This is a genomic window from Gilvimarinus sp. DA14 (assembly GCF_024204685.1).
Lineage (GTDB): Bacteria > Pseudomonadota > Gammaproteobacteria > Pseudomonadales > Cellvibrionaceae > Gilvimarinus.
The window spans coordinates 1952793-1974842 of the sequence record NZ_CP100350.1; the positions used below are offsets into that span (position 1 = coordinate 1952793).

17 protein-coding genes are annotated in these 22050 nt (G+C 52.8%); 6 read left to right on the forward strand and 11 right to left on the reverse strand.

From position 1 onward, the window contains the following. Nucleotides 1-280: 280 nt before the first annotated feature. Entirely contained in the window at nucleotides 281-805 is a 525-nt protein-coding gene (locus NHM04_RS08585; protein WP_254266564.1) for a PepSY-like domain-containing protein, read from the forward strand. A 61-nt stretch (nucleotides 806-866) separates the two neighbouring features. On the opposite strand, the gene NHM04_RS08590 is transcribed toward NHM04_RS08585, so the two are convergent. The 3 genes from NHM04_RS08590 to NHM04_RS08600 form a co-directional block, all read right to left on the reverse strand. After that, nucleotides 867-2441: an MFS transporter gene (locus NHM04_RS08590; RefSeq protein WP_254266565.1), complete on the reverse strand. Its 1575-nt coding sequence runs from the start codon at nucleotides 2439-2441 to the stop codon at nucleotides 867-869. Nucleotides 2442-2587: 146 nt separating this feature from the next. Beyond that, nucleotides 2588-2947, reverse strand: a complete 360-nt coding sequence (locus tag NHM04_RS08595; RefSeq protein WP_254266566.1) for a PilZ domain-containing protein — start codon at nucleotides 2945-2947, stop codon at nucleotides 2588-2590. A gap of 27 nt (nucleotides 2948-2974) precedes the next feature. After that, nucleotides 2975-4720, reverse strand: coding sequence for a DUF1631 family protein (locus NHM04_RS08600; RefSeq protein WP_254266567.1), 1746 nt, complete (start codon nucleotides 4718-4720; stop codon nucleotides 2975-2977). 289 nt (nucleotides 4721-5009) lie between these two features. Here NHM04_RS08600 and NHM04_RS08605 point away from each other — a divergent pair, with 289 nt between their 5' ends. Together NHM04_RS08605 and NHM04_RS08610 are read left to right on the forward strand one after the other, a co-directional pair. Next, nucleotides 5010-6485 carry a NarK family nitrate/nitrite MFS transporter gene (locus tag NHM04_RS08605; RefSeq protein ID WP_254266568.1) on the forward strand — a complete coding sequence of 492 codons (1476 nt, stop codon included), beginning with the start codon at nucleotides 5010-5012 and terminating at the stop codon, nucleotides 6483-6485. 92 nt (nucleotides 6486-6577) lie between these two features. Then, the gene (locus NHM04_RS08610) at nucleotides 6578-8299 is read left to right on the forward strand and encodes a bifunctional protein-serine/threonine kinase/phosphatase (RefSeq protein WP_254266615.1); all 1722 of its coding nucleotides are present in this window, start codon (nucleotides 6578-6580) and stop codon (nucleotides 8297-8299) included. A gap of 1704 nt (nucleotides 8300-10003) precedes the next feature. On the opposite strand, the gene NHM04_RS08615 is transcribed toward NHM04_RS08610, so the two are convergent. The 3 genes from NHM04_RS08615 to serB all read right to left on the reverse strand — a co-directional run bounded on the left by NHM04_RS08615 (nucleotide 10004) and on the right by serB (nucleotide 13218). Beyond that, nucleotides 10004-10456 (reverse strand): hypothetical protein, encoded by a 453-nt coding sequence (locus NHM04_RS08615; RefSeq protein ID WP_254266569.1) that lies wholly within the window; start codon nucleotides 10454-10456, stop codon nucleotides 10004-10006. A 369-nt stretch (nucleotides 10457-10825) separates the two neighbouring features. Beyond that, nucleotides 10826-11158, reverse strand: coding sequence for a hypothetical protein (locus NHM04_RS08620; RefSeq protein WP_254266570.1), 333 nt, complete (start codon nucleotides 11156-11158; stop codon nucleotides 10826-10828). Nucleotides 11159-12000: 842 nt separating this feature from the next. Beyond that, nucleotides 12001-13218, reverse strand: coding sequence for a phosphoserine phosphatase SerB (gene serB / locus NHM04_RS08625; RefSeq protein WP_254266571.1), 1218 nt, complete (start codon nucleotides 13216-13218; stop codon nucleotides 12001-12003). 95 nt (nucleotides 13219-13313) lie between these two features. Here serB and NHM04_RS08630 point away from each other — a divergent pair, with 95 nt between their 5' ends. Both NHM04_RS08630 and NHM04_RS08635 read left to right on the forward strand, forming a co-directional pair. After that, nucleotides 13314-14453 carry a hypothetical protein gene (locus NHM04_RS08630; protein WP_254266572.1) on the forward strand — a complete coding sequence of 380 codons (1140 nt, stop codon included), beginning with the start codon at nucleotides 13314-13316 and terminating at the stop codon, nucleotides 14451-14453. Between the two features lie 86 nt (nucleotides 14454-14539). Beyond that, the gene (locus NHM04_RS08635) at nucleotides 14540-16258 is read left to right on the forward strand and encodes a lysophospholipid acyltransferase family protein (RefSeq protein ID WP_254266573.1); all 1719 of its coding nucleotides are present in this window, start codon (nucleotides 14540-14542) and stop codon (nucleotides 16256-16258) included. Nucleotides 16259-16388: 130 nt separating this feature from the next. Here NHM04_RS08635 and NHM04_RS08640 read toward each other — a convergent pair whose 3' ends face one another. The 5 genes from NHM04_RS08640 to NHM04_RS08660 all read right to left on the reverse strand — a co-directional run bounded on the left by NHM04_RS08640 (nucleotide 16389) and on the right by NHM04_RS08660 (nucleotide 20746). Beyond that, nucleotides 16389-16952 carry an HdeD family acid-resistance protein gene (locus NHM04_RS08640; RefSeq protein ID WP_254266574.1) on the reverse strand — a complete coding sequence of 188 codons (564 nt, stop codon included), beginning with the start codon at nucleotides 16950-16952 and terminating at the stop codon, nucleotides 16389-16391. Between the two features lie 67 nt (nucleotides 16953-17019). Beyond that, nucleotides 17020-17883 carry a TraB/GumN family protein gene (locus tag NHM04_RS08645; RefSeq protein WP_254266575.1) on the reverse strand — a complete coding sequence of 288 codons (864 nt, stop codon included), beginning with the start codon at nucleotides 17881-17883 and terminating at the stop codon, nucleotides 17020-17022. A gap of 32 nt (nucleotides 17884-17915) precedes the next feature. Further along, nucleotides 17916-18353 (reverse strand): D-aminoacyl-tRNA deacylase, encoded by a 438-nt coding sequence (gene dtd / locus NHM04_RS08650; protein ID WP_254266576.1) that lies wholly within the window; start codon nucleotides 18351-18353, stop codon nucleotides 17916-17918. Then, the gene (gene pip / locus NHM04_RS08655; RefSeq protein ID WP_254266577.1) at nucleotides 18353-19324 is read right to left on the reverse strand and encodes a prolyl aminopeptidase; all 972 of its coding nucleotides are present in this window, start codon (nucleotides 19322-19324) and stop codon (nucleotides 18353-18355) included. The genes dtd and pip overlap by 1 nt, the downstream gene beginning before the upstream one ends. A 117-nt stretch (nucleotides 19325-19441) precedes the next feature. Continuing rightward, on the reverse strand, nucleotides 19442-20746 hold the full coding sequence (locus NHM04_RS08660) for an endo-1,4-beta-xylanase (protein WP_254266578.1): 1305 nt from the start codon (nucleotides 20744-20746) through the stop codon (nucleotides 19442-19444). A gap of 122 nt (nucleotides 20747-20868) precedes the next feature. On the opposite strand from NHM04_RS08660, the gene NHM04_RS08665 reads away from it, so the two are divergent. Next, nucleotides 20869-21996, forward strand: a complete 1128-nt coding sequence (locus NHM04_RS08665) for a PQQ-dependent sugar dehydrogenase (RefSeq protein WP_254266579.1) — start codon at nucleotides 20869-20871, stop codon at nucleotides 21994-21996. The last annotated feature ends 54 nt before the right edge of the window (nucleotides 21997-22050 follow it).

Below are 22050 nucleotides of genomic sequence, written 5' to 3' on the forward strand. Positions count from 1 at the left end.
CTACGCCGCGCAAAACCAGGCAGGCCCAGCGCGACTTTATTTACAGCCCTCAGAACCACCTTACCTTATGCTACGCCAGCTTCGAATAGCCGAGCTCGCACTTTGACACCTTTCACACACGGTTCTTTTAAATAGGTTAGAATCTTTGTGCAACGGCCAAATACCGCTAGACGTTGCATTAAGCACAGAGAATAAGAAATACCAAATACTAAAAAACCAACAGAGCCCCTGAGCTGCCAGTGCATAGATATTATTCATTACTTAGCTATAGGGCCATTTTATGAAATTCTTGCTACACCCAACACTCGTACTTTTATCACTAGGCGTATCCGTCACCGCTGGCGCCGCGCAATCAGAGGTAGGTTCAGACTTATATCAGAAACAAGATATTCAAGTAGAGCAGGTACCGCCGCAAGCACTTGAGGCTGTGGAAAAACTCGCACCCGGTTTTGTATTACACGAGGCCGAAAAAGAATCCAAACACGGCAAACAATATCTGGACCTGGAGGGTGAAACAGCCGACGGCGAAGAAATAGAATTTGATATGTTGTTGAACGATCAGGGTTTGTGGGAAGCGGTGGAGATTCAAAAAGACCTACAGCTTGGTGACACCCCCGCTCCAGTACAAGACTTATTCAGCAACAGCTTCCCCAGCAAACACCCCGCCCGGATTATAGAAAGCCAACAAATGGACGGCTTAGTTATCTACGAATTTTATTTTGTGGAAGAAGGAAAAACCACTAAGCGGGAAATTAAACTGGACGGCGATAAAGCCTCGGTACTTGAGCAGGAGTGGACTCACTGATTCATAGCTTGACCGCAAAAAGGCCGGGAAACCCCGGCCTTTTTATTGCACTTAATGAAAATCACACACTCTGCGCCCGACGCGCTTCCAAGTCTGTTTCAATCTCACTCATCCGTTGACTGTTGAGCGGATAGACAATCAACAAGAACACCGCCACAAACGCAAACACGGCGGGTATCCAGCTCATTAACATCACCATGCCGTCAGTGGCCTGGGCAATGGTACTGGGGTCGGTGCCCACATAGCCGTAACCACCCAACACCAGCAAAACCAAGGCGCCGGCAAAGCCACCGCCGGTTTTTTGGATAAAGCTACCGGCGGAGTAAAACAGACCGGTAGCGCGGCGGCCGTGTTTCCACTCGGAGTAATCGGCAGCATCGCCCAGCATGCTGAACGTCAGCACCGGCATAAAAGCGGCGAAAAACTCGGCGGCGCAACCCAGTACAAACAGGCCGGTGACATTCTCGCTGTGCAAAAAAGAGATACAGCCGGTAAGCACGCCGCTGATAATCAAAGAGGCAATAAACAGCGTCTTTTTGCCCACCAAGCGAGTGAAGTAACCGCACACAAATGCCGCGAAAATCGAGGTGATCAGCAGCGCCAAAAAGTACATACCGGTGAGCGTGGGCTGGTGCAGGTAATGTTTAAAGTAGTAGGCAATCACCACATATTTAATGCCGTTAAACAACATGGTTAAAAAGCCGAGACCCAAAATCATCAACCAGGGTTTGTTGGTTAACAGGTCAATTAAATCGCGCTGCGAGGGCGTGGTATCCGTGTCGGGGCGATTAATCAGTTTGCGAATCAGATACCCGGTTGCGGCCAGTACCACCGCACAAAACACCCCCATATACCAAGGGTTAAGTTTATAAGTCGCATCACTGCCCTGGGTCAGGCTGAAAAAGAACAGCGAAATAGACAGCAGCGGCACAATGATAAACGGCAGGTTAAACAGCAGGTCTTTAAACTCTTTTTTGAACGAGCCGCTATTGGCAGTGGGCACAATGCGCTCTTTGGTGGTGGCAAAGGTAATCACGCACAGCGCCACCAATAGAACCGCAAACACATACATGGTTTGCTGATAGCCTTTGGCCTCGTCGCCCTGGCCGAAATACTCCACCAGGTAAGGCGTACCCGCCATAACCAAAGCGCCACCTAAAAACGCGCCGGCAAACCGGTAGCCGGACAACACGCTTCGTTCTTCGTGGCTGGAAGTCATCACCCCCATCAGCGCCGAGTAGGGCACATTATTGACCGTGTAGGCCAAGGTTAAACCGATATAGGTAAAGTAGGCCCACAACAATTTCATCTCGGGACTGATATTGGGCGCGGTAAACGCCAGTACCATAAATAGGCCCAGCACCGGTGCGGACCATAAAATCCAGGGGCGGAATTTACCGTACTTAGTCTGGGTGCGGTCGGCAATCATGCCCATAATAATGTCGGTAATACCGTCGGAAACCCGCACCAACAGCAGCAAGGCGGCAGCGGCAGCGGCGGTAATACCGAGCGTATCGGTATAAAAAACGGCCAGATACGCCAGCGCGCCGCGCCATACCAAGTTGGCAGCGGCATCGCCCATGGCGTAACCGGATTTTTCTAAAATAGAGAGTTTACTGGCAGAAGATGTGGCCACGTGTCACCTCGAGGTCTTGTCGTTATATGGGCATTTGGGGCTCTGGGGTCAGTGCGTGCGGCCCCCAAAGCGGGTCAAGCATAAGAGCCGCTTCCCCAAAAGTACAGCGCTAAAAGCGCGTTAGCGCTATCGGGAAGGGCAACAATTTACTCTTGATGTAACCGATGCGCAATCACCGCCTTCCAATCCGCTATCGCGGTAAGGTCCGACTCGTACAGCGCAATGCCCGTGTGATAACGCGCGCCCTCCGCGCGACACCATTTCACCTCGCCCGAGAGCACAAAGCGCTGGTCCGGCCGGCGCAGTTGCACACACAGCGTGTAAATGTGCCCCACCGGTAAGGCGCGGTCCAACTCCACCTGCAGGCCATTGGCGGACAAATCCGTCGAGCGGCTAAGAACAATCGTGCCCGCACCCTCGGCCTGCTCGCTCTCCAACTCGATGTAGACCGCCTCGCGTGCATCGAGGCGATACTCTTGGCGCTGCTCGCTTATTTGCGTTTTCATATTCAGCCCTTTGGCGTAGGTTTCTTGTTATTCCGTGCGCCTTAAGCCGCGCACTATGGTTTCCAAACGGTTTTCAAAACGCTGCTCGGGCGGGTAGAACACCGCCTTGCCAGCCAGTGCCATTGCCAGTAACTCGTCGTAGTGCAATTCGGCAACTTTGCTGCCCACCCGGTCCACAAAAATATATTTGCCGGTAGAGCGCATACTCACCGCCAGCTTGCAGCGGATACTGCGCCCATCTTTGCTCGGCAAATCTGCCCAGGTACCTAGGGTAAGGTTATCTATATCGTCGCGCACTTTCTGTTCGTGGGCAGCCTGGCGCTCCGCCTCTTGCTGTTGCTGACGACGCAGCCGAGCCGCCTCGGCCTCGGCCGCTAACCGCTCGGCCTCGGCGCGGGCCTTGGCCTGCGCCTCTTGGCGCGCAGCCGCTTCGCGGGCGCGGGCTGCGGCCAGCTGCTGCTGACGCTCCAGCTCTGCCTCGCGGGCCGCGGCGCGAGCGATTGCGCGCGACTCGTACAACGCCTCCAACTGGCCCAAGCGCCCATTGGCCGCTGTAATCGCCGCCGAGACCACGGGTATTTGCGCTATCTCTCGGGCTATGTCCGCATCCAGGCAGGCACGCATTTGCGCGGCGGATTTTTGCAGCGCTTTTTGTCCATTGCGATTTACAAACAGCAGTTGGTCGGTACCCGGCGCCTGCAGTAAAAACTGACAACGCAGGGTCGTTTCGCCGTGAAACTCCAACCAATCGCCGGTACTAAAGTGGTGGGTCTGTCCTGCCGCCTGCAATTGCTTTAACGCCTGGGCTTCACTGTTAACAGCACGCGCATCAGCAGTGGCAGTTTCAACACCCAGCCCTTTGAGTAAGCTGATGATTAACGCCGAGATATCCGCAACAAAACCCTGATACTCGGCAGGTGAACAGGACGGAGGCGGCTCGGCCTGCTCCAACTGCGACAGCATCGCCGGGCCTTTATTAAAGAAGGCCTGGCGATCTTCGGCCGACTTGTCGGGGTTCAGTGTCCAGACCATCAGTCGCAGCATGCGGGTCCAAAAGCTCCACACGGCACTCTGGTCGGAATCATTAATCAGCACGTACTGCAGCGCCGGGGTAAGCTGCTGCTGAATAAAAGCGAGCACAGATTCTGGCAGCTGGCGACCGGCGACCGTTTGGTTATATAGCTCGGTCACCTGGTGCTCAGCGTGGGCCGCGCGAATACGCCCAAGCTCCGAAGCCTGCATACGCTCGGCCAGAAGCGCAGCGCGATCCAGCTCTTTATTACAGGCCTGATTAAACAGGCCCAGCGCTTGCTCTTCGTCTTCTCCAGCTTCCAGTGATGCTACTAAAGCCTCAAGACGCTGGAGAAACTTACCCCCCTGAGGCCAGAGCGACTCGCACCAGGTTTGCAAGTGGTAAAAGACACTGTCCCAAGCCCGTCTGCGCTGGCGCAGCTCGCTCAGCTCGAGACTCGCGTCGCGGGCGACATGGGCGACCAACACTGCGCCGAGGCGCTGCACCCGAGGCATCAGCGCCGGGTCGCAATCGACACTGCTGCGCATCGCGGCCCAAAACCAGGCGGCATGCAGCCCCGCCAGCCCGGCCTTGGGGGCCAGGGGCAGAGCCGCGTATGCTTGCCAGCTATCGTCGGCCTCCAGCACCGCCTGTGGCACAGCCATCAGCTCGGCCGCACTCGCCTCGCTGGCGCAGGCGTGACAATCCAGCAGTTGGCAAAGACGCGCGGCGCGCGCTCTGCGGTCTGGCTCTTTGCTCATAATTTACCCAATACGCGACCCATCAATGTGCACTTACTCTAAATTCGCACCTTTGCGATGCCAAATAAAATTTGGTTTCTGCACCGCTTATGGCGCAAACAGTCGTGCACGCGCACCAAAGAAAAACAAAAGCATCCTCTAGGGCGACTTAACCGTTAAAAGCCTGCACCAAAGCGCGACATTGTAATTGTGGCACACCGGTTGCTGAAGGGGGTTACTGTTACGCACTGATAAGTCAACACCCGGCGCTTGTGAACATCACACCGCCAGTTTAGACGGAAGAGTTGTTATGAGTTCAGAAAAACTTAATTTACTTGATGTGACCCGCGCGAATATAAGGCTGCTACACCTAACCTGGTTCGCATTCTTTTTAACCTTTGTGGTCTGGTTTTCTCACGCGCCGTTAAAGCCGCTGATTATGGAAGCCTTTAACATGAGCAACGATCAGTGGAAAGCTCTGCTGATTCTTAACGTTGCCCTAACCATTCCCTCGCGCATTGTGGTGGGCATACTGGTGGACAAATTTGGTCCACGAATTGTGTACTCGCTGCTGTTGGCCGCAGGCGGTTTGATGTGTCTGGCTTTTGCCAGTGCGCAAAGCTACGAACAACTGGCGCTGTTCCGCTTCTTGCTCGGCTTTGTGGGTGCCGGCTTCGTTATTGGTATTCGCCTGGTGGGCGAGTGGTTCCCCGCCCGTCATGTCGGTTTGGCCGAAGGCGTTTACGGCGGCTGGGGTAACTTTGGTTCGGCCGCAGCGGCGTTTACCCTTCCCACCGTGGCACTGCTGTTTGGTGGTGAAGACGGCTGGCGCTACGCCATTGGTGTTACCGGCCTGATGGCACTGGCCTACTCTGGCTTTTTCTATGCCCGTGCTCGCAACACACCCAAAGGCTCCACCTACTTTAAGCCGAAAAAGTCCGGCGGCCTGGAAGTGACCAGCAAAAAAGATTTTTACTTTTACCTGGCCATGAACCTGCCCATGTACATTATTCTCGCGGTGCTGGCGTGGAAGCTCTCTCCCGCCGGCGTTGGCCTGTTGAGCCAGGGCACCACCTATCTAATGTACGGTATTTTGCTGCTGCTGTGTGCGTATCAGTTCAGCCAAATTTATAAAGTAAACAAAGACATGTTGCACGGTGCCCCGGTGCCCGAGCACGACAAATACAAATTTAAGCAAGTCGCCATCTTAGACTGGGCTTACTTTGTAACCTTTGGCTCTGAGCTGGCGGTGGTATCTATGCTGCCCGCGTTCTTTTTAGAAACCTTCGAGGGTATGAGCCTGGCCGCAGCTGGCGCTCTGGGTGCCGCTTTTGCCTTTATGAATTTGGTAGCGCGCCCCGGCGGCGGTTATATCAGCGATAAATTCGGCCGTCGCCGTTCTATGTCTATCTTTATTATTGGCCTCACCATCGGCTACTTTACCCTGTCGCAAGTCAGCGGTGCCTGGCCTGTGTGGATGGCGGTAATCGCGGTTATGTTCTGCTCGTTCTTCGTGCAGGCCGGTGAAGGCGCCGTGTTCGCCATGGTGCCATTGGTCAAGCGTCGCCTGACCGGGCAGGTTGCCGGTATGGCCGGTGCTTACGGCAACGTAGGTGCGGTAACTTTCTTAACCATCTACAGCTTTGTGGACGCCGGCACCTTCTTTATGGTGATTGGTGGCTGCGCGCTGGTTATCTTCGCGATTGTGCAATTTCTGGAAGAGCCCCAGGGCCATATGCACGAAGTGAACGAAGACGGCAGTATCGCGCAAATTGAGCTGACTTAATGGACGCCGATACCAAACAGGCCCCGGACGCTTTGGCGCCCGGGGCCAAACGCGTTACTATGGACGAAAATAATAAGTCCACGCGCGCGTCTATGGAACATTTACAGCCCTCCCTCAAAATCGCTTTTGCCCAATTGAGCGAGGCTGGCCGCAAGGCCGAAAATCAGGATACCGTTGGCGCCCGCTTTCCCGAAGGCGCCGCCATGGCCACTAAGGGTGTCGCCATTGCCATTGCCGATGGCGTCAGTTCCTCCAGCGCCGCTCGTCAGGCAAGCCAAACCGCCGTGACCGCCATTCTTACCGACTACTACGCCACGCCGGATACCTGGCGTACAGGGCAATCGGCCAGCCGCGTCATTCACTCCATTAACCGCTACCTGTGGAGCCAAAGTCAGAACAACGTGCGCCAGGAAGGCTACCTGACCACCCTGTCGCTGCTGGTGTTAAAAGGCGATAAGTTATTTACCTTTCACGTGGGCGACAGTCGCATTTACCGCTTTCGCGCCGGGCAACTTGAACTGCTCACCCGAGATCACAACCAGCGCATTGACAAAAATACCACCTATTTAAGCCGCGCCCTGGGGGCCGATTTATCCCTGGAAATTGATATGGAGTCGCAGGAAATTGAGCGCGGCGATCTTTATCTTTTAAGCACCGATGGCCTGCACGATTTTATTGACGAGAAAAAGCTAATACAGATGCTGCAAAGCAGCGATGATTTAGACGCGCTAAGCAAAGCTCTGTATCAAACCGCGCTGGATAACGGCAGCGAAGACAACATCAGTGTACAACTGGCACGGGTGGATGACATAGGCACGCCCAGCGAAAGCGATGCCATTACCGTGCTGTCGCGCTTGCCATTTCCACCGTTGTTAAAGCCCGGCAACATTCTCGACGGTTTAACAGTAGAAAAGATTCTGCACGAGTCAGAACGCAGCCAGGTGTACCTGGTAAAAACCGCCGAAGGCACACCGCTGGTAATGAAAACCCCCTCGGTCAATTACGAAGACGACGCCGCGTACATAGAACGCTTTGTACGCGAATCCTGGATCGGCTCGCGCCTAGCCAACCGGCATGTGGTACGCGTGGTAGAACCACCGCAAACCCGCACCTGCCTGTACTATTTAACCGAGTATATCGCCGGCCCCACCCTCACCCGGGTTATTAAAGAACGCGCGCCTTTACCGGTATCCGACGCGGTGGAGTTGGCCGAGCAGCTGGTGATGGGCATACGCGCCCTGCACCGCAAAGACACCTTGCATCAGGATTTAAAACCCGACAACGTAGTCGTTGGCGCGCAGGGCGTCTGCCTAATTGACTTCGGCTCATGTTGGGTGGCGGGCATTGAAGAAATGGCCTCCCCCATTGTCGCCGACAAAATACTCGGCACCCTGGACTACTCCGCCCCCGAATACCGCTACGGCGCCCCCACCGGCCCGCGCTCGGATCAATTCTCACTGGCGGTATTAATGTACGAAATGCTCACCGGCAAACACCCCTTCGGCGAAGGCTATGGCAAAGCCATGTCACTGCCACAATTTCAAAAACTTAAATACCGCTCAGCGCTACAATTCAACCCGCTAGTGCCCGCATGGATGGACCGCGCCCTGGAAAAAGCGCTGTCCATTCAGCCGGGGCAACGCTACGAAGTCTTGTCAGAATGGCTGCAGGATTTAAAACGCCCCAACCCAAACTGGCTAACCAATCGGCATAAACCGATTATGGAAAGACACCCGGAGAAAGTGTGGAAGGTGTTAGCGATTTCAGGGTGGGCCGTGGCGGTTGGGCTATTGGTGTTTGTTGTTACGCGATAGGGAGGTGGGTCGGACGTCTGATGTCTGATGCTAAATGGCGATTGCTTTTACCTATTTCCTCATATTAAAAACTTGAAAAATCTTTTACTTTTTACATTTATTCAGCGGCGTGGCGACTGATAATAAATAAACAATTGCAACAATAACAAAGGCTGCCGCCCATTCCGATCCCGCTCCAGCGCAGGGCACCCCACACCCAGAACCCTTCTTAAAAATTACCCCCAGAAAGAAAAAAACCGAAAACCCTATAGCTAACCACTCAAATTTATATTCGTATCTTGCTCCGCAATGCGAACAGAATATCTGCAACTTTCTATAACTAAGAAGATAAATGGTTTTTAAGGAAAACCTATTCAAGCTAGAGGAACACTCAGAGCAACGAAATATAGTCACAATCAATTCTCACGCCTCGATATGACAACTATTACCTTCACTCACAAAATCACTTCCAACGAAAAGCCACAAAATAAAGAGCTCGCATAAGATAACTGTGCATTTGAAAAGTCAAGAAACGTTTGCAGTGCAATTAGTCTCCATACGGCTCTGCCAACAGAGGCTTAGCTGGATTCTTGTATATATACCACGCCGCTACAATCAATAACGGAATGTAAAAATAGACCTGTGAGACTCCTGTAAATTCTTCGAGTTTCCAAATAGCACCAAAGACTAAAAATACGAAAATTAACGTTATCACTTGAGTCTTTGCCATTCCGCTTAAGGCAGGCCCCACATCTTGTTTTCTAGGGTCCCTTAGAAATCTTAGGCAAGCCGGACAGCCAAATGATCTTTCTTTAATCCGCCAATCTTCACAGATAGCCGTTCGCCCTGTGAAGATATGATTACATTCAGCACATTGAAACTTCATGTTGACCTCACCTTTGGCTCCATATATCCGCGCGACGACTGGCAGCATGCCTTTTCAAGGCCGACGCTAACAACATTCACCTGGTTGTTTCCACCATGGGGCATACACTCCATTACGATTTCGGAACATTGTCGTTAGCGACTCTGATCCGGTGAACTCTTTCAGCTTCGTCGAAATACAACATCGACCCACCAAAGCAGCCGACAGCAGTCAGGAACGATAGAAGCACCGCAAAAGAATTTAGACCAGAAATCAGCCCAAAAATACCAAACAATATCGCAGAAAAAGAAAATACCCATAGCCACATAACTCATGCCAATAGCTGCTTCAATTTGCCGCCTGGATAATGCTTTATCAGCTTTGCCACTCTTACGGCCTTATTCATATTAAATTAAGCCCAAACCTTACAGCTCACTTAATACTTTCAAGTGCAAAACTTGAAATTAACATATTAATGAGAATGTTAGGTGAAATCATTTACAACGACCCAGTGTAGAAGATGTGCACAGGAAAAAGACAGAATAAAAATGGCGAAAAGCCAAAACTCCTTACTCCAGCTGACCTTAGAAACCCATGAGGCGTCACTTGGAAGAAAAGATAATCCCGGATGCTTTAAAGCGAAAACGCCCGAGACTAAAATTACGGCTAAAATAAGCCACTGCAATCCAACATGCTTGGAAGACTCAAGCAGTAAGGATGCGCATCCAGCCAGAAACCCGAGAAGTGTAGATTTTAGCTCTCGCACTGAATCACCTAATAGCTTATTAAGAAGAGAAGTGGTCAGATACCGACAGACGACCATACTTTAGCGTGTGATTTTGACACACTTTGTTATGCACTTACCAAAGCCTATTTTTTAAATTGAACCGCCTACTTGATAAGAATTGCTTTAGCTCCAAAAAATCGTTGGTTAGCCTCTGTCCATTATTCATTAATATTATTGAATTGGAGGACTTTTCTTTAAAGTGTATTTCAAATATTTTTGGAATTCTTCTATAAATTATAAAATCAAACTCACTGTAACTATGGCTAGATGAACTTCCATCTTTAGATAAAATTGAAATCCCACCATCATCAAATTGAAATGTTTTTATAAAGAGGCATCTATATTTGAACAAATAGTACGCCCCCTTAGTACACAAAAAAATCATTGCTATAGAGATCAGCAGCCACAATGGTGTTTGTACTGGCATTTTCTGCAACATATTCTCAATATCAAACATTGAGAGAGCAAACAAGCCAGAAAATAAAAGTGTAAGCATTGCCATGGATATCCCACCAAGATATTTCATAAAATACCCAAGCCAACCATAAGAGTAGGAAATCCTCATATACCCCCCACCGTGCATAACAGTTCATTAAAATACGAATTGATAAATTCGTCTGACAACCTAGCTTTTATAAAATTTATTAAACGCTTGAGGAGCTATGGGGTCAAATCTTGACTTATCCTACTTAAATTACAGGCCACTTCATAGGCACAACCGAGCCACTTAATTTTTCTTAAGTCAAGATTTGACCCCATTCGTTCACTTAAACCAAGATTTGACCCCATCTTTCACTGCACAACTACCTTGTAGGTTTAGTGGCGACTGGAGCGAAGCGTAAGCCGTCCCAGCCACAAGTTTTTTGTGCGGCGCATCTAGAACCGCTTGTTAACTTTAACGCTGGACCACTTGGAACTCAAAAATATGAACATAGTCCTCCAGCCTTGTCGAGACTGAGAATTTTGCTCTCAGAATTTCCTTTAGAATCTTATCCTTGTTTAGTGAATCCGGCTTGACAGATATCAGCTTTGCTTTTGTAACCTCACCATTTTCGTTAATGGACAGCAACGCCTCAGCTTCGCCTTTCCTTACATTGCCCTGTACATCATCTATCATTATGATCGATTTGAATTGCTTCAGAACTGGGCTTTTACCGGGAACCAAATCAGCACACGAGTATGAAAGCTGAGATAGGGCAATGAGCAATAACATCACAATTATCTTCATGAGTACTCCAAAGTTAACAGCTTATTAATGTGCGAGTTGAAAAATACGCCTGGCAATGTATCTTCCCTAGAAAATTTTTAAAAAGTGCTTTCAAGCCTTTTTTAAACTCTCATGTTAATGGCCATTTGGTGCGTTTATTGTAGTTTGTAAAGAAGCCGTCTTACTTTCACACTGGCAATGTATCACTCGTGCTTGAGAGCCTTTGCTTTACGTTCTAAACAGCTGAATACTATTGCTTGTGTTTCAGTAATATCAGCCAAACTGGAAAAACAAAGTGAGCCGGCTCACTTTCTACGGCAACACTGGCTTTGGCAACCAAAAACCAATCGTTCAGAACACGTTATAACGTGCCTAGAAAATGTATGGGATTTCAAAACAGAAGGGAGAAGTGCTCGCACATCAGTCCCGATGCACTGTTTACCCTACCTTTCCGCTGGCCCAGATGTGAACTTAATGCGACTTAAACAAGCCGATCAAGACCACAAAAAACTTGAGGAAAAGAGTGCCATAGGTCGACCCATTTGGCAACGGGTTAACGTGTGACGGCTCAACGTAAAAGAATAGCGAAATGCTGAACAAGCGACGAACTCGCATGGGTTTCGCCCGATTACATCTGAGCCGAACGGAGGCCTATTTTAGTGGTTGAGCGCTCTGGATGAGCGCGAAAGGTTTAAGCGCACATGGATGTGCGATTTAAACCGACCGCTAAAATAGGCTGGAGAGAGGGAACCCCGCAGGGGCCAGATGTTGGGCAGGGTTTTTGGTTACTTTTTACCCCTAAAAAGTAACTCGCAACGCCCGGCGACACGGGCAAACAAACACCCGCGCGCAGCGCGACACTGTCACAGAATCTGATCCCGCTCCCGAAACCCCAGCAAATACAAAATCGCATCTAATCCTAACGTCGAAATCGCCTGCTCGGCGCTGGCTTTGACCAGTGGCTTGGCGCGAAACGCGATGCCCAGGCCTGCGGCGGCGAGCATGGGCAGGTCGTTGGCGCCGTCGCCTACAGCGATGGTTTGTTCGGCGGTAATGCCTTCGCGCTCGGCGAGCATTTTTAACAGCGCGGCTTTGCGCTCGCCGTTAACCACTTCGCCTTTTACCTCACCGGTGACTTTGCCGTCGACAATATCAAGGGTGTTGGCGTAGACGTAATCGATGCCGAGTTTCTTTTGCAGGTATTCGCCAAAGTATTGAAAACCGCCGGAGAGAATGGCGGTTTTGTAGCCGAGCTTTTTCAGGCTGCTGATCAGCTTGGCGGCGCCTTCGGTAACAGGCAAATTTTCGGCAATCTCGGCCAGCACGCTTTCGTCCAGACCTTTTAACAGTGCCATACGGCGGGCGAAACTTTCGTTAAAATCCAGCTCGCCGGCCATGGCCAGTTCGGTAATTTCGGCCACCTGCTCGCCCACGCCGGCCGCTTTGGCCAGCTCGTCAATCACTTCGGCTTCAATCAGGGTGGAGTCCATATCGAAGCACACCAAGCGGCGGTTGCGGCGATAGACGGTGTCGCGCTGAAAGGCAACGTCCGCTTCGTGGCGGGTGGACAGCTCCATAAAGTCGCGCCGCAAAGCTTCGCGGTCGGCCGGTTCGCCGCGCACCGAAAATTCAACGCAGGCGTTGCTTTTTTCGCTCTCACCCACCAGTGAAATACGGCCCGACAGGCGACTGATATTGTCGATGTTCAAACCGTGCTTCACCGTGACCTGGGTCAGGTCGGCAATTTGCCCGGCCGTCACTTCGCGAGCCAGCAGGGTGACGATGTAGCGCGCCTTGCCCTGCTGTTCAACCCAATGGTGGTAACTGTCGTGGCTGATGGGAGTAAAGCGGATGTCGATGCCTAAATCGACGGTAGCGCTTTGCAGCTCGGCCAGTAAGTGTTCTTCTTTCACTTGCTCGGTATCCACCCCCACCATAATGCCTAGGGTCAGGCTGTCGTGGATGACGGCTTGGCCGATATCGAGCACGGCGGCCTGATAGCGACTGAGCACTTGAGCGATGGCAGAGGTGACGCCGGGTTGGTCGGCGCCGACGGCGTTGATCAGGAGTATTTGCTTCACAATAACTGACTGCTGTCCGAAAAGGGGGCATTATAACGCGCAGCGTCTATCATTTGCGTTAGAATGCGCAAAAATCTGATTTGCCCGGACACGGAATGAGCCTTTACCAGTACTGCACCCGCCGCCCCCTGCTTTGCCTTTGCTCGCTTGTCTTGCTCGCCCTGGGTTTGCTGGGCACCGGCTTGACGCTGCACTATGCCAAGCAGCAGCAAAACACCCAGGCTAGCCGCTATGGCCAGGCAATGGCCGAGCGCGCCGCGGCGCAGGCGGTAGAGCCGGCGCTGGCCCAGGACATGATCAGCCTGCAGGTTATTTTGCAATCGCTCGCCGCGCAACCCGCGGTCCACGGCGCCACCGTGCACGATGTGGAAAATAATCTGCTGGTACAAGCGGGCGGAGGTAATCTTGCCACTGAGTTGCAGGCCGCGCAGTTTGCCGCTCCCATCACCTTGGATACTCACATAGCCGGTCACCTAACCGTGACCCTGGCGCTTGCACCCGTGCATCGGCTGTACGCCAATTACTTATGGATTTGGAGCCTTGTGGTGCTCGCTTGCATCGGTGCGCTATGGCTGGGAGATCATTACCTTGCCGTCTACCAAGCCCGACCGCCCAAAGTCAAAAAGAAACCCAAACCGACTCCGACTGAACACGATGACACCGTCGCAGAGCAAACCTTTGCCATGGACGGTAGCGAAGACGATGCACTGCCAAGCGAGTTCGAAGACGAAGACGAGTCGACGACACATTACGCGGTGCAGGTGGAGCTGCATTTTCTGAACCTGCCCGCGCTGCAACAACAGCTAACCAAACAGGGTTACGAGCTGCGCCTGAGCCGCTTCAAGCAGCAGCTGCAGGGCATTCTGGCGCTTTATACCGGTCACCAGGAATCCTTCGACGATAAATGCCTTCGCCTTTGCGCCACCGCTGACACCCGTGAAAACGCCATTTTTTACGGCATTTGCATCAGTCAGCTGGCGGTAGGGTTGAGCGAATCAAGCGATAGCCCGCGCCTGAAACTGGCCGCCAGCATCAGCGAGTCCGGCTGCGAGCAGCCCCCCGCGCTTACGCCCTACCAGATTTGGCTGTCCGATGCGATTTCGGACAGTGCGCTGTCGGGCTATATCCGTTTGAGCGATACACAATTGGTGGAAGAAATTAAACCGCCCTACAAGGCATTGCTGGAGCGCCAGCAAACTCAATTGATGGCCCTGCCTGTCACGCGGCGGTCATAAAATCATCACAGTTCTGTCACTGTTTGGCACTAGCGTTACCGACAACACACCCCACCAGCCGGGGCTATCACGTCAGGTAAAACGCTATGCTGAATATTGAACAGTCGGTCACCGATAAATTTCCGGGCTTTGCCACTACCAAACCCATTATCCGCCGTCCCACCCTAAGCCTGCTGCGCAAACTTACCCACGAGCAAAAAATCAATCAGTTTCTGCGCAACAACGAAGGCCTGCGGGGCATTGATTTTATCGATCAGATTTTCGATTACTTCAATTTCACCTACAGCGCGGGCGCGCGCGATCGCCATAACATTCCCGCCAGCGGCCGGGTGGTGATCATCGCCAACCACCCCATTGGCTCGCTGGATGGGTTGGCGCTGCTGCGTATGGTGAGCGAGGTGCGACCCGACGCGCGCATCGTCGCCAACGATATGCTGATGGCCTTTGAGCCACTGCACAATGTATTTCTACCGCTGGATAACATGACCCGGGGCGCCTACCGCAAAAGCTACCGCGCTATTGTCGATGCACTTAACAGCGAACAGGCGGTGATTGTATTCCCCGCCGGGGAAGTGTCCCGCGCCAGCCCCAAAGGTATTCGCGATGGCGCCTGGCACGCAGGCTTTTTGCACTTCGCGCGCAAAACCAATTCGCCGATTTTGCCCATGCACATCGAGGCGAAAAACTCGCTGCTGTTTTACTCAGCCTCCATGCTCTACAAGCCCTTTGGAACCGCGCTGTTAGCGCGGGAAATGTTCAAAAAGCAATCCGCCGAAATACGCATTCGCGTGGGCGAGATGATTCCCTGCGCTGAGCTGCAAACCGACAAGCTGGCCGACAAGGCCCTGATTAAACGGTTAAAAAAGCATATTTATAAATTGCGCAAAAAGCGCAGCACCCAGTTTGTTACTGAGCGCACCATCGCGCACCCGGAAGAGCGCGGCGCGATTCGCGCTGAATTAGCCAAAGCGCAACTTTTGGGCAACACCTCGGATAACAACAAAATTTATCTGTGTGATTATGAAAGCCACCCCACGGTACTGCGTGAAATTGGCCGCCTGCGTGAGCACACCTTTCGCCTGGTGGGCGAAGGCACCGGCGCCCGCCGCGACCTGGATAAATACGATCACCACTACCGCCACCTGGTCTTGTGGGACGATGTAAATCTGACCCTGGCAGGCGCCTATCGCATTGCCGATTGCGGCCGCATTATGCAGCAGCAAGGTCTGGAAGGTCTGTACACCGCCGAGCTGTTTCACTACACGCCAGACATGTTCCCCTACCTGGAGCAGGGCGTAGAGCTGGGCCGCAGCTTTGTAAACCCCAAATACTGGGGCAAGGCCAGCCTGGATTACTTATGGCAAGGCCTGGGCGCTTACCTGCAGCACAACCCGCAGGTACGCTATGTACTGGGCCCGGTAAGCATGAGCGATGAGTACCCCAAAGCGCTGCGCGACCTCACCGTTTATTTTTACGAGCGCTACTATCGCACCCAAAAACCGCTGGCCCAGGCAACCCACCCGCACTTACTGGAGCCCGAAGCCTTCGCTGCCATCAATCAGGAATTTGCCGCACTGGATCAAGACGATGCTTTCCGCCTGCTGCAAAAAAAGTTTACCGAGGCCGGACACAAGCTGCCGACACTTTATAAACAATACGCAGCTCTTTACGAAGCGGGCGGCTACAGCTTACTGGCGTTTAGCGTTGACTCGGATTTCGGCAACTGCCTGGACGGCTTATTTATGGGCGACTTAACGCTAATGAAAGCCAACAAAAAGAAACGGTACTTGGGCGTGGAAGATTGAGCGCAGAACGCAGAACGCAGAACGCAGAACGCAGAACGCAGAACGCAGAACGCAGAACGCAGAGTAGTATTACGGTACAGAGAGAAAAAACCGGCATTTAGCCGGTTTTTTGTTAGGCGAAAGTCGTGGATTAAGCTGACACCTTAAAGCTGCGAACCTTAAACGCCAGAATCACCAGCAGCACACCAATCAATACGGCAAAGGCGCCGATTAGCCACAGCAGGGTTAAAATGCCCGCGCCAGGCCAGGCAAATAGGGCAACACCAAACAAAACACCCAGAGCGCCACTAAGCACCAAGCGCCATTCGCCCTGCAACTCTTGACGCAGGCGAATAGCCGCGGCAATTTGCAGCACGCCAACAATAATGGACCAGGCCGCAATCAACCATAGCAGCACCACCGCCGTTACCCCCGGGGCGAAAAGTGCGCACAAACCCACCAGTAAACTGCTGATAGCCCAGAGCAACAACACCCACCAGTGATCGTTTTGCTGGCGCCCGGAAAAAGCCATCCAAATGCCCACCACGCCATCGGCCAGTGAAAAGGCGCCGAACATGATAATCAGCACCGCCAGGGAAACGCCGGGTAAAAACCACGCACATAAGCCGAAGGCAATGGCGAATAAACCGCGCAACAACAGCATCCACCAATTGCTGGCAATGGCCTGGGTAAGCGGTAAATTTTCAATATTCATAAGTTACTCCTTGTCACTGCTTGGACTGCACTATTAACGTAAAGCGAAAATCAGTTCGCCACTAACATTACTTAAACCTTTCTACTTTATAACCATCCGCGCGCAGCATTTCCACCACGCTGTCCGGTCCTGCCAAATGCAGAGCGCCCACCATAACCAGTTCAGTCTCCGGGCTCGCTAAATACTGATCGATATGCGCCGTCCAGGCCCGATTGCGATCGCGGACAATCGTGTTGTAAAGCTCGGCCGAATATTCCTGCATGGGCGCGCCGCCCAACTCAAACAGGGCTTTATCGTTACCGCTTTTAAAGGCGTTGACCATATCGTCCATAATCAGCGGCAACTGCTCTAAATCTTCCAGGCTGTAACGCATAAACTCGTTGGCATCCAGCTCGGTCATGGCGACAATAAACTGCAATTGTTCTTCCGGGGTTTCCAGCCAAGCGAGTGTTTTGCCCTGCTCGCTCGCCAGGCGTGAATAGCGCACATCGACGCCTTCGGTAAAGCCGAGTTTTTGCATTTCTAAAATGGAATAGGTCAGAGCAACAAAGGCAGGTTTAAACTGCTGTAGCTGCATCAAAGGCAAGCTGCGTGCACTGGCAAACTGACGCAGCTCGGCGTAAACATCAGAGCTTAATTCGCTCTGCAAGCTGCTGCCGCTGGGCAGCATCATCAACTGCGTCATTTGCATGGCAAATTCGGGCGACTGCACCGCAGCCATATCCGTTTCAAACACCACAGTTTGCGCTTCAGAAAAAGCGCGCTGATACTCGGCCGGCAGCGGGTAATCTGAAGCTTTTAGCATATGAATGGTGCCGGCCAGGTAGACTGTGTTGTCGCCGCGGGTCACTTCCCACACCATGGCGTCGGCGCTAACGCGACAACTGATAGCCAATACACACAACAAGCCGAAGTGAATGATCCTTTGCATAAGTGTTCCTTATTTAAAACGCAGACTAGAGGTTAAGACGAGAGTAAAAAGGTTACCGGCCCATCATTGACCAACGCCACCTGCATATCGGCGGCAAACTGGCCGGTGGCTACCTTGGGGTGGGCGTCGCGCAGTCGATCAATAAAGTAATCGTAAAGTTCGCGGGCAAGTTCAGGGCTGGCAGCGGAGGAAAAACCGGGGCGCAGCCCCTTACTGGTATCTGCCGCCAGGGTAAATTGCGACACCGCCAGCACGCCGCCATTTACCTGCGCGACGTTTAAGTTCATTTTGCCATCGGCATCGGAAAACACGCGATAGGCGAGTAATTTTTTAAGTAATTTATCGGCGTTAGCGCGGGTATCATCTCGCTCTACCCCGAGCAACAGCAACAACCCCTGATCTATCTGCCCCACGCATTCGCCGGCAACGCTGACCGAAGCGCTGCTGACACGTTGTATTAAGCCGCGCATCAGGCCAGGTGATCTGAATCGTGGCTGAGCTTGCGCGCCAGATCGTCGGTGGCGCGTATTAGTGCATCGACAATACCCGCCTCGCGTGAAGCGTGACCGGCGTCGCGGATAATTTGCAGCTCGGCCTCGGGCCAGGCTTTTTGCAGCGCAAAGGCATTATCCAGCGGGCACACCATATCGTAGCGCCCGTGCACAATCACACCGGGAATTCCCGCCAGGCGGTGGGCGTTTTCGACAATTTGGTTGTCATCCAAAAAGGCGCCGTGAACAAAATAATGCGCTTCAATACGGGCCAGTGCCTGTGCTTTGAAGGGGTTGGAAAACGCATCAACCACATCCTGGTTGGGGCGCAAGGTGGCACAGCGCCCCTCCCACAGTGACCAGGCCTTGGCGGCCGACATTTTTTGCAGCTCGTTATCGCCGGTAAGTTTTTTGTAATAGGCGCGCATTAAATCGTGGCGCTCGTCGGCTGGAATAGGGGCCAAAAAGTCCTGCCAGTAGTCGGGAAAGATCGCACTGGCACCTTCCTGATAAAACCAACGCAGGTCTTTTTCACGGCACAGAAATATGCCGCGCAAAATCAGGCCCAGCACTCGCTCGGGATAAGTTTCGGCGTACACCAAGCTGAGAGTGGAGCCCCAGGAGCCGCCGAACAACACCCACTGATCAATTCCCAGCTTGGTGCGGATGGTTTCGATATCCTTTACCAACGCCGGGGTATTGTTACCCTCAAGCTCGGCATGGGGGGTGGAGCGCCCACAGCCGCGCTGATCGAACAAAATAATGCGATAGCGCTCCGGGTCAAAGAAACGCCGGTCGTATTTACCACAGCCAGCGCCTGGGCCGCCGTGCACAAACAGCACGGGTATGCCGTCGGGATTGCCGGATTCATCCACATATAATTCGTGAGGAGCATCCACCGGAATTTGGTGGCGGGCGAAAGGTTTAATTTCGGGGTAGAACATCAACATGTAAGACGGCCCTACGACAGTGAAAGTCAGCGATTAATAATCAGTCTGCAACTTAGCACACAAAGCCGTTGGGAGGGAGCCCCGGCGCATGGCGCCGGGGCTTATAGCAAGGCAAATTTAGTTACAGCCCTGGCCGGTAAACGCATCGGCTACGCCCTGTAAAGCGGGCTTGGCAGACAGATTGGCGTTAAACAGCAGTGGCCACACGTCGTCGTAATTCGCACCGGCTGCGTTGGCAAATTGGTTCATCAGCCAACTTTCATCATCGGTAAGCCCCCACACGGTAAAACCGCCGCGCAGATTAGCGGGCACAGTATCTAAGTAGACCTGGGTGATCTCACAAAAACGCTGCTTTTGCTCGTCCGCCAGCTGCTCATCATACTCGGGCAAAGCCGGAGCTCCACCGCCGCCATAGGGGTTTACCACGGCGACATCTAACTCGGTGATTTTTACCTTCAGCCCCAGATCCACAACTTGCTGGAAGGCGTTCTCGAAGTGGCTAAGCGAGGGGTAAGTCATATACACGTGCATCTGGAAACCCACGCCGTCGATGGTGCCCTCTTCGTTCAAGGCCTCGGCAATCTGCAAGGTCTTGTTTAAACGAGTCTCGTTGGCTGTGTTGTCGTAGTCGTTGTAGTACAAATCCACATCCGGGGCGGCATCGCGTGCGGCCTGAAAGGCAACTTTGAGGTACTCGGGGATCTCGCCCTCGGACGCTGGTGGCAGCTCGTTGTAAAACACAGAACGACGGAAACCGTCACCGGCCCCCTGGTCTACGGCTTCGTTCACCACATCCCAGCTGGTCACCACCCCTGGAAACTCAGTCTCGAAATGCTCTACCACGCCGGTCACATGGTCGCTCAGCATGGCGGCAAAGTCGCCGTCATAGTTGTTCATAAAGTCGGGCACTTGATAGCCAGAGTGCCATACCAGTGCGTGGCCGTGTACGGTCATGCCATTCGTTGCGGCAAAGCCTACCAGCTGGTCGGCATCGCCAAAGGTAAAGGTGTCTTCCTGCGGGTGCAGGTAGCTCATTTTCATAATATTGCCGGCTGTCAGCTGACTGAAGTGCCGGCTAATAACACTCTGGCGCTCGGCGGCGTCACTGTGGTTGAAAATACTGTAGTTTTCGTTGGCTGCAGATACCGCCACACCCACAGGAAAATCTGATGGAGTAATGGCATAAAGATCAAAATCCGGCTCAATCGCAATCGGTCCATCCGAGCTGACCGACGAACTAGTACTTGAAGAGGACGAACTACTCTCAACCGAGCTGCTGGAAGAGCTAGATGACGACTCAACCGATGAAGAGCTCGATGATGAGGCCGGTGGAGTCGTAGTGCCGCCACCCGAGCCACCTCCACAGGCGGTTAGGGCTGCCGCCAAGACAAGTAAAGTTATGGGCTTTAAATTCGTTTTCATAGCAGACCTTCGTTATTATGGTTTTGATTCAAATGGATTGACTTATCAAATAGTCAATAAGACCATATTAACGTGCCCATTGCTGATTCTCAAGCGCTAAATCACTCGTTATAGGAGCTATCATGAAGTTACGTCATTTAGTTTGCGCCTGCGCCCTGGCCTCCATAAGTCTTGCTCCGGCTCTCAATGCCAAAACCATCGACACCGAACGCGCCGAAATCGAGCTTGAAACTGTCGCCGAAGGCTTGAAAAACCCTTGGGGATTGGCCTTTTTACCCGACGGCTCCATGTTGGTCACCGAACGGGTGGGCACCATGCGCAAAGTTTCCGCCGATGGCCAAGTAGGTGAGCCCATTACCGGGCTGCCGGAAATCTTCAGCCGCGGTCAGGGCGGCCTGCTGGATATCGCCCTGGACCCGGACTACGCCAACAATGGTTGGATTTATTTCAGCTACTCTGAGCCAGGCGAAGGTGGCAACAGCACCGCCCTGGCGCGGGCAAAACTAAACGGTAACGCTCTGGCAGAGTTTGAACGCATCTTTAGTCAGCAACCTAAGGTCAGCAGCAACAACCACTTTGGCTCGCGCATTGTGTTTAAAGGCGATGGCACTTTGTTTCTGACTCTGGGGGAGCGCTACAGTCGCAAAGATGATGCGCAAACCCTGGACAACCACCACGGTAAGGTGATTCGCATTAAAACCGACGGCAGCGTTCCTGCCGACAATCCCTTTGTAAACACCGAGGGCGCCCTGCCGGAAATCTGGTCTTACGGCCATCGCAATATGCAGGGAGCCACCATTCACCCAGAAACCGGAGAACTGTGGAGCGGGGAACACGGCGCCCAGGGCGGCGACGAACTCAATATCGACCGTGCGGGTCTGAACTACGGCTGGCCGGTGGTGACCTACGGTGAAGATTACGGCGGCGGGAAAATCGGCGAGGGCTTTAAAAAAGAGGGGATGGAAACCCCCGTTTACTACTGGCTACCCTCTCTGGCCACCGCCGGCCTGACCTTCTATACCGGCGATAAATTTCCCGCCTGGAAGGGCGATATCTTTGTCGCCAGCCTGCGCGCCGAAACACTGTCGCGCTTGGATATAGAAGGTGAGCGGGTTCTGCATGAAGAGCGCATGCTCACCGACGAGCTAGGCGAGCGCTTGCGTCATGTGGTGCAGGGGCCAGACGGCTATCTGTATCTGCTAACAGATGCCTCTGACGGACAAATTATTCGCATTACCCCGGCTGACTAGAGGTATGGCCCCGCTCAGTGACCGTGAGCGGGGCAGTAGATACGATTCTCCGAT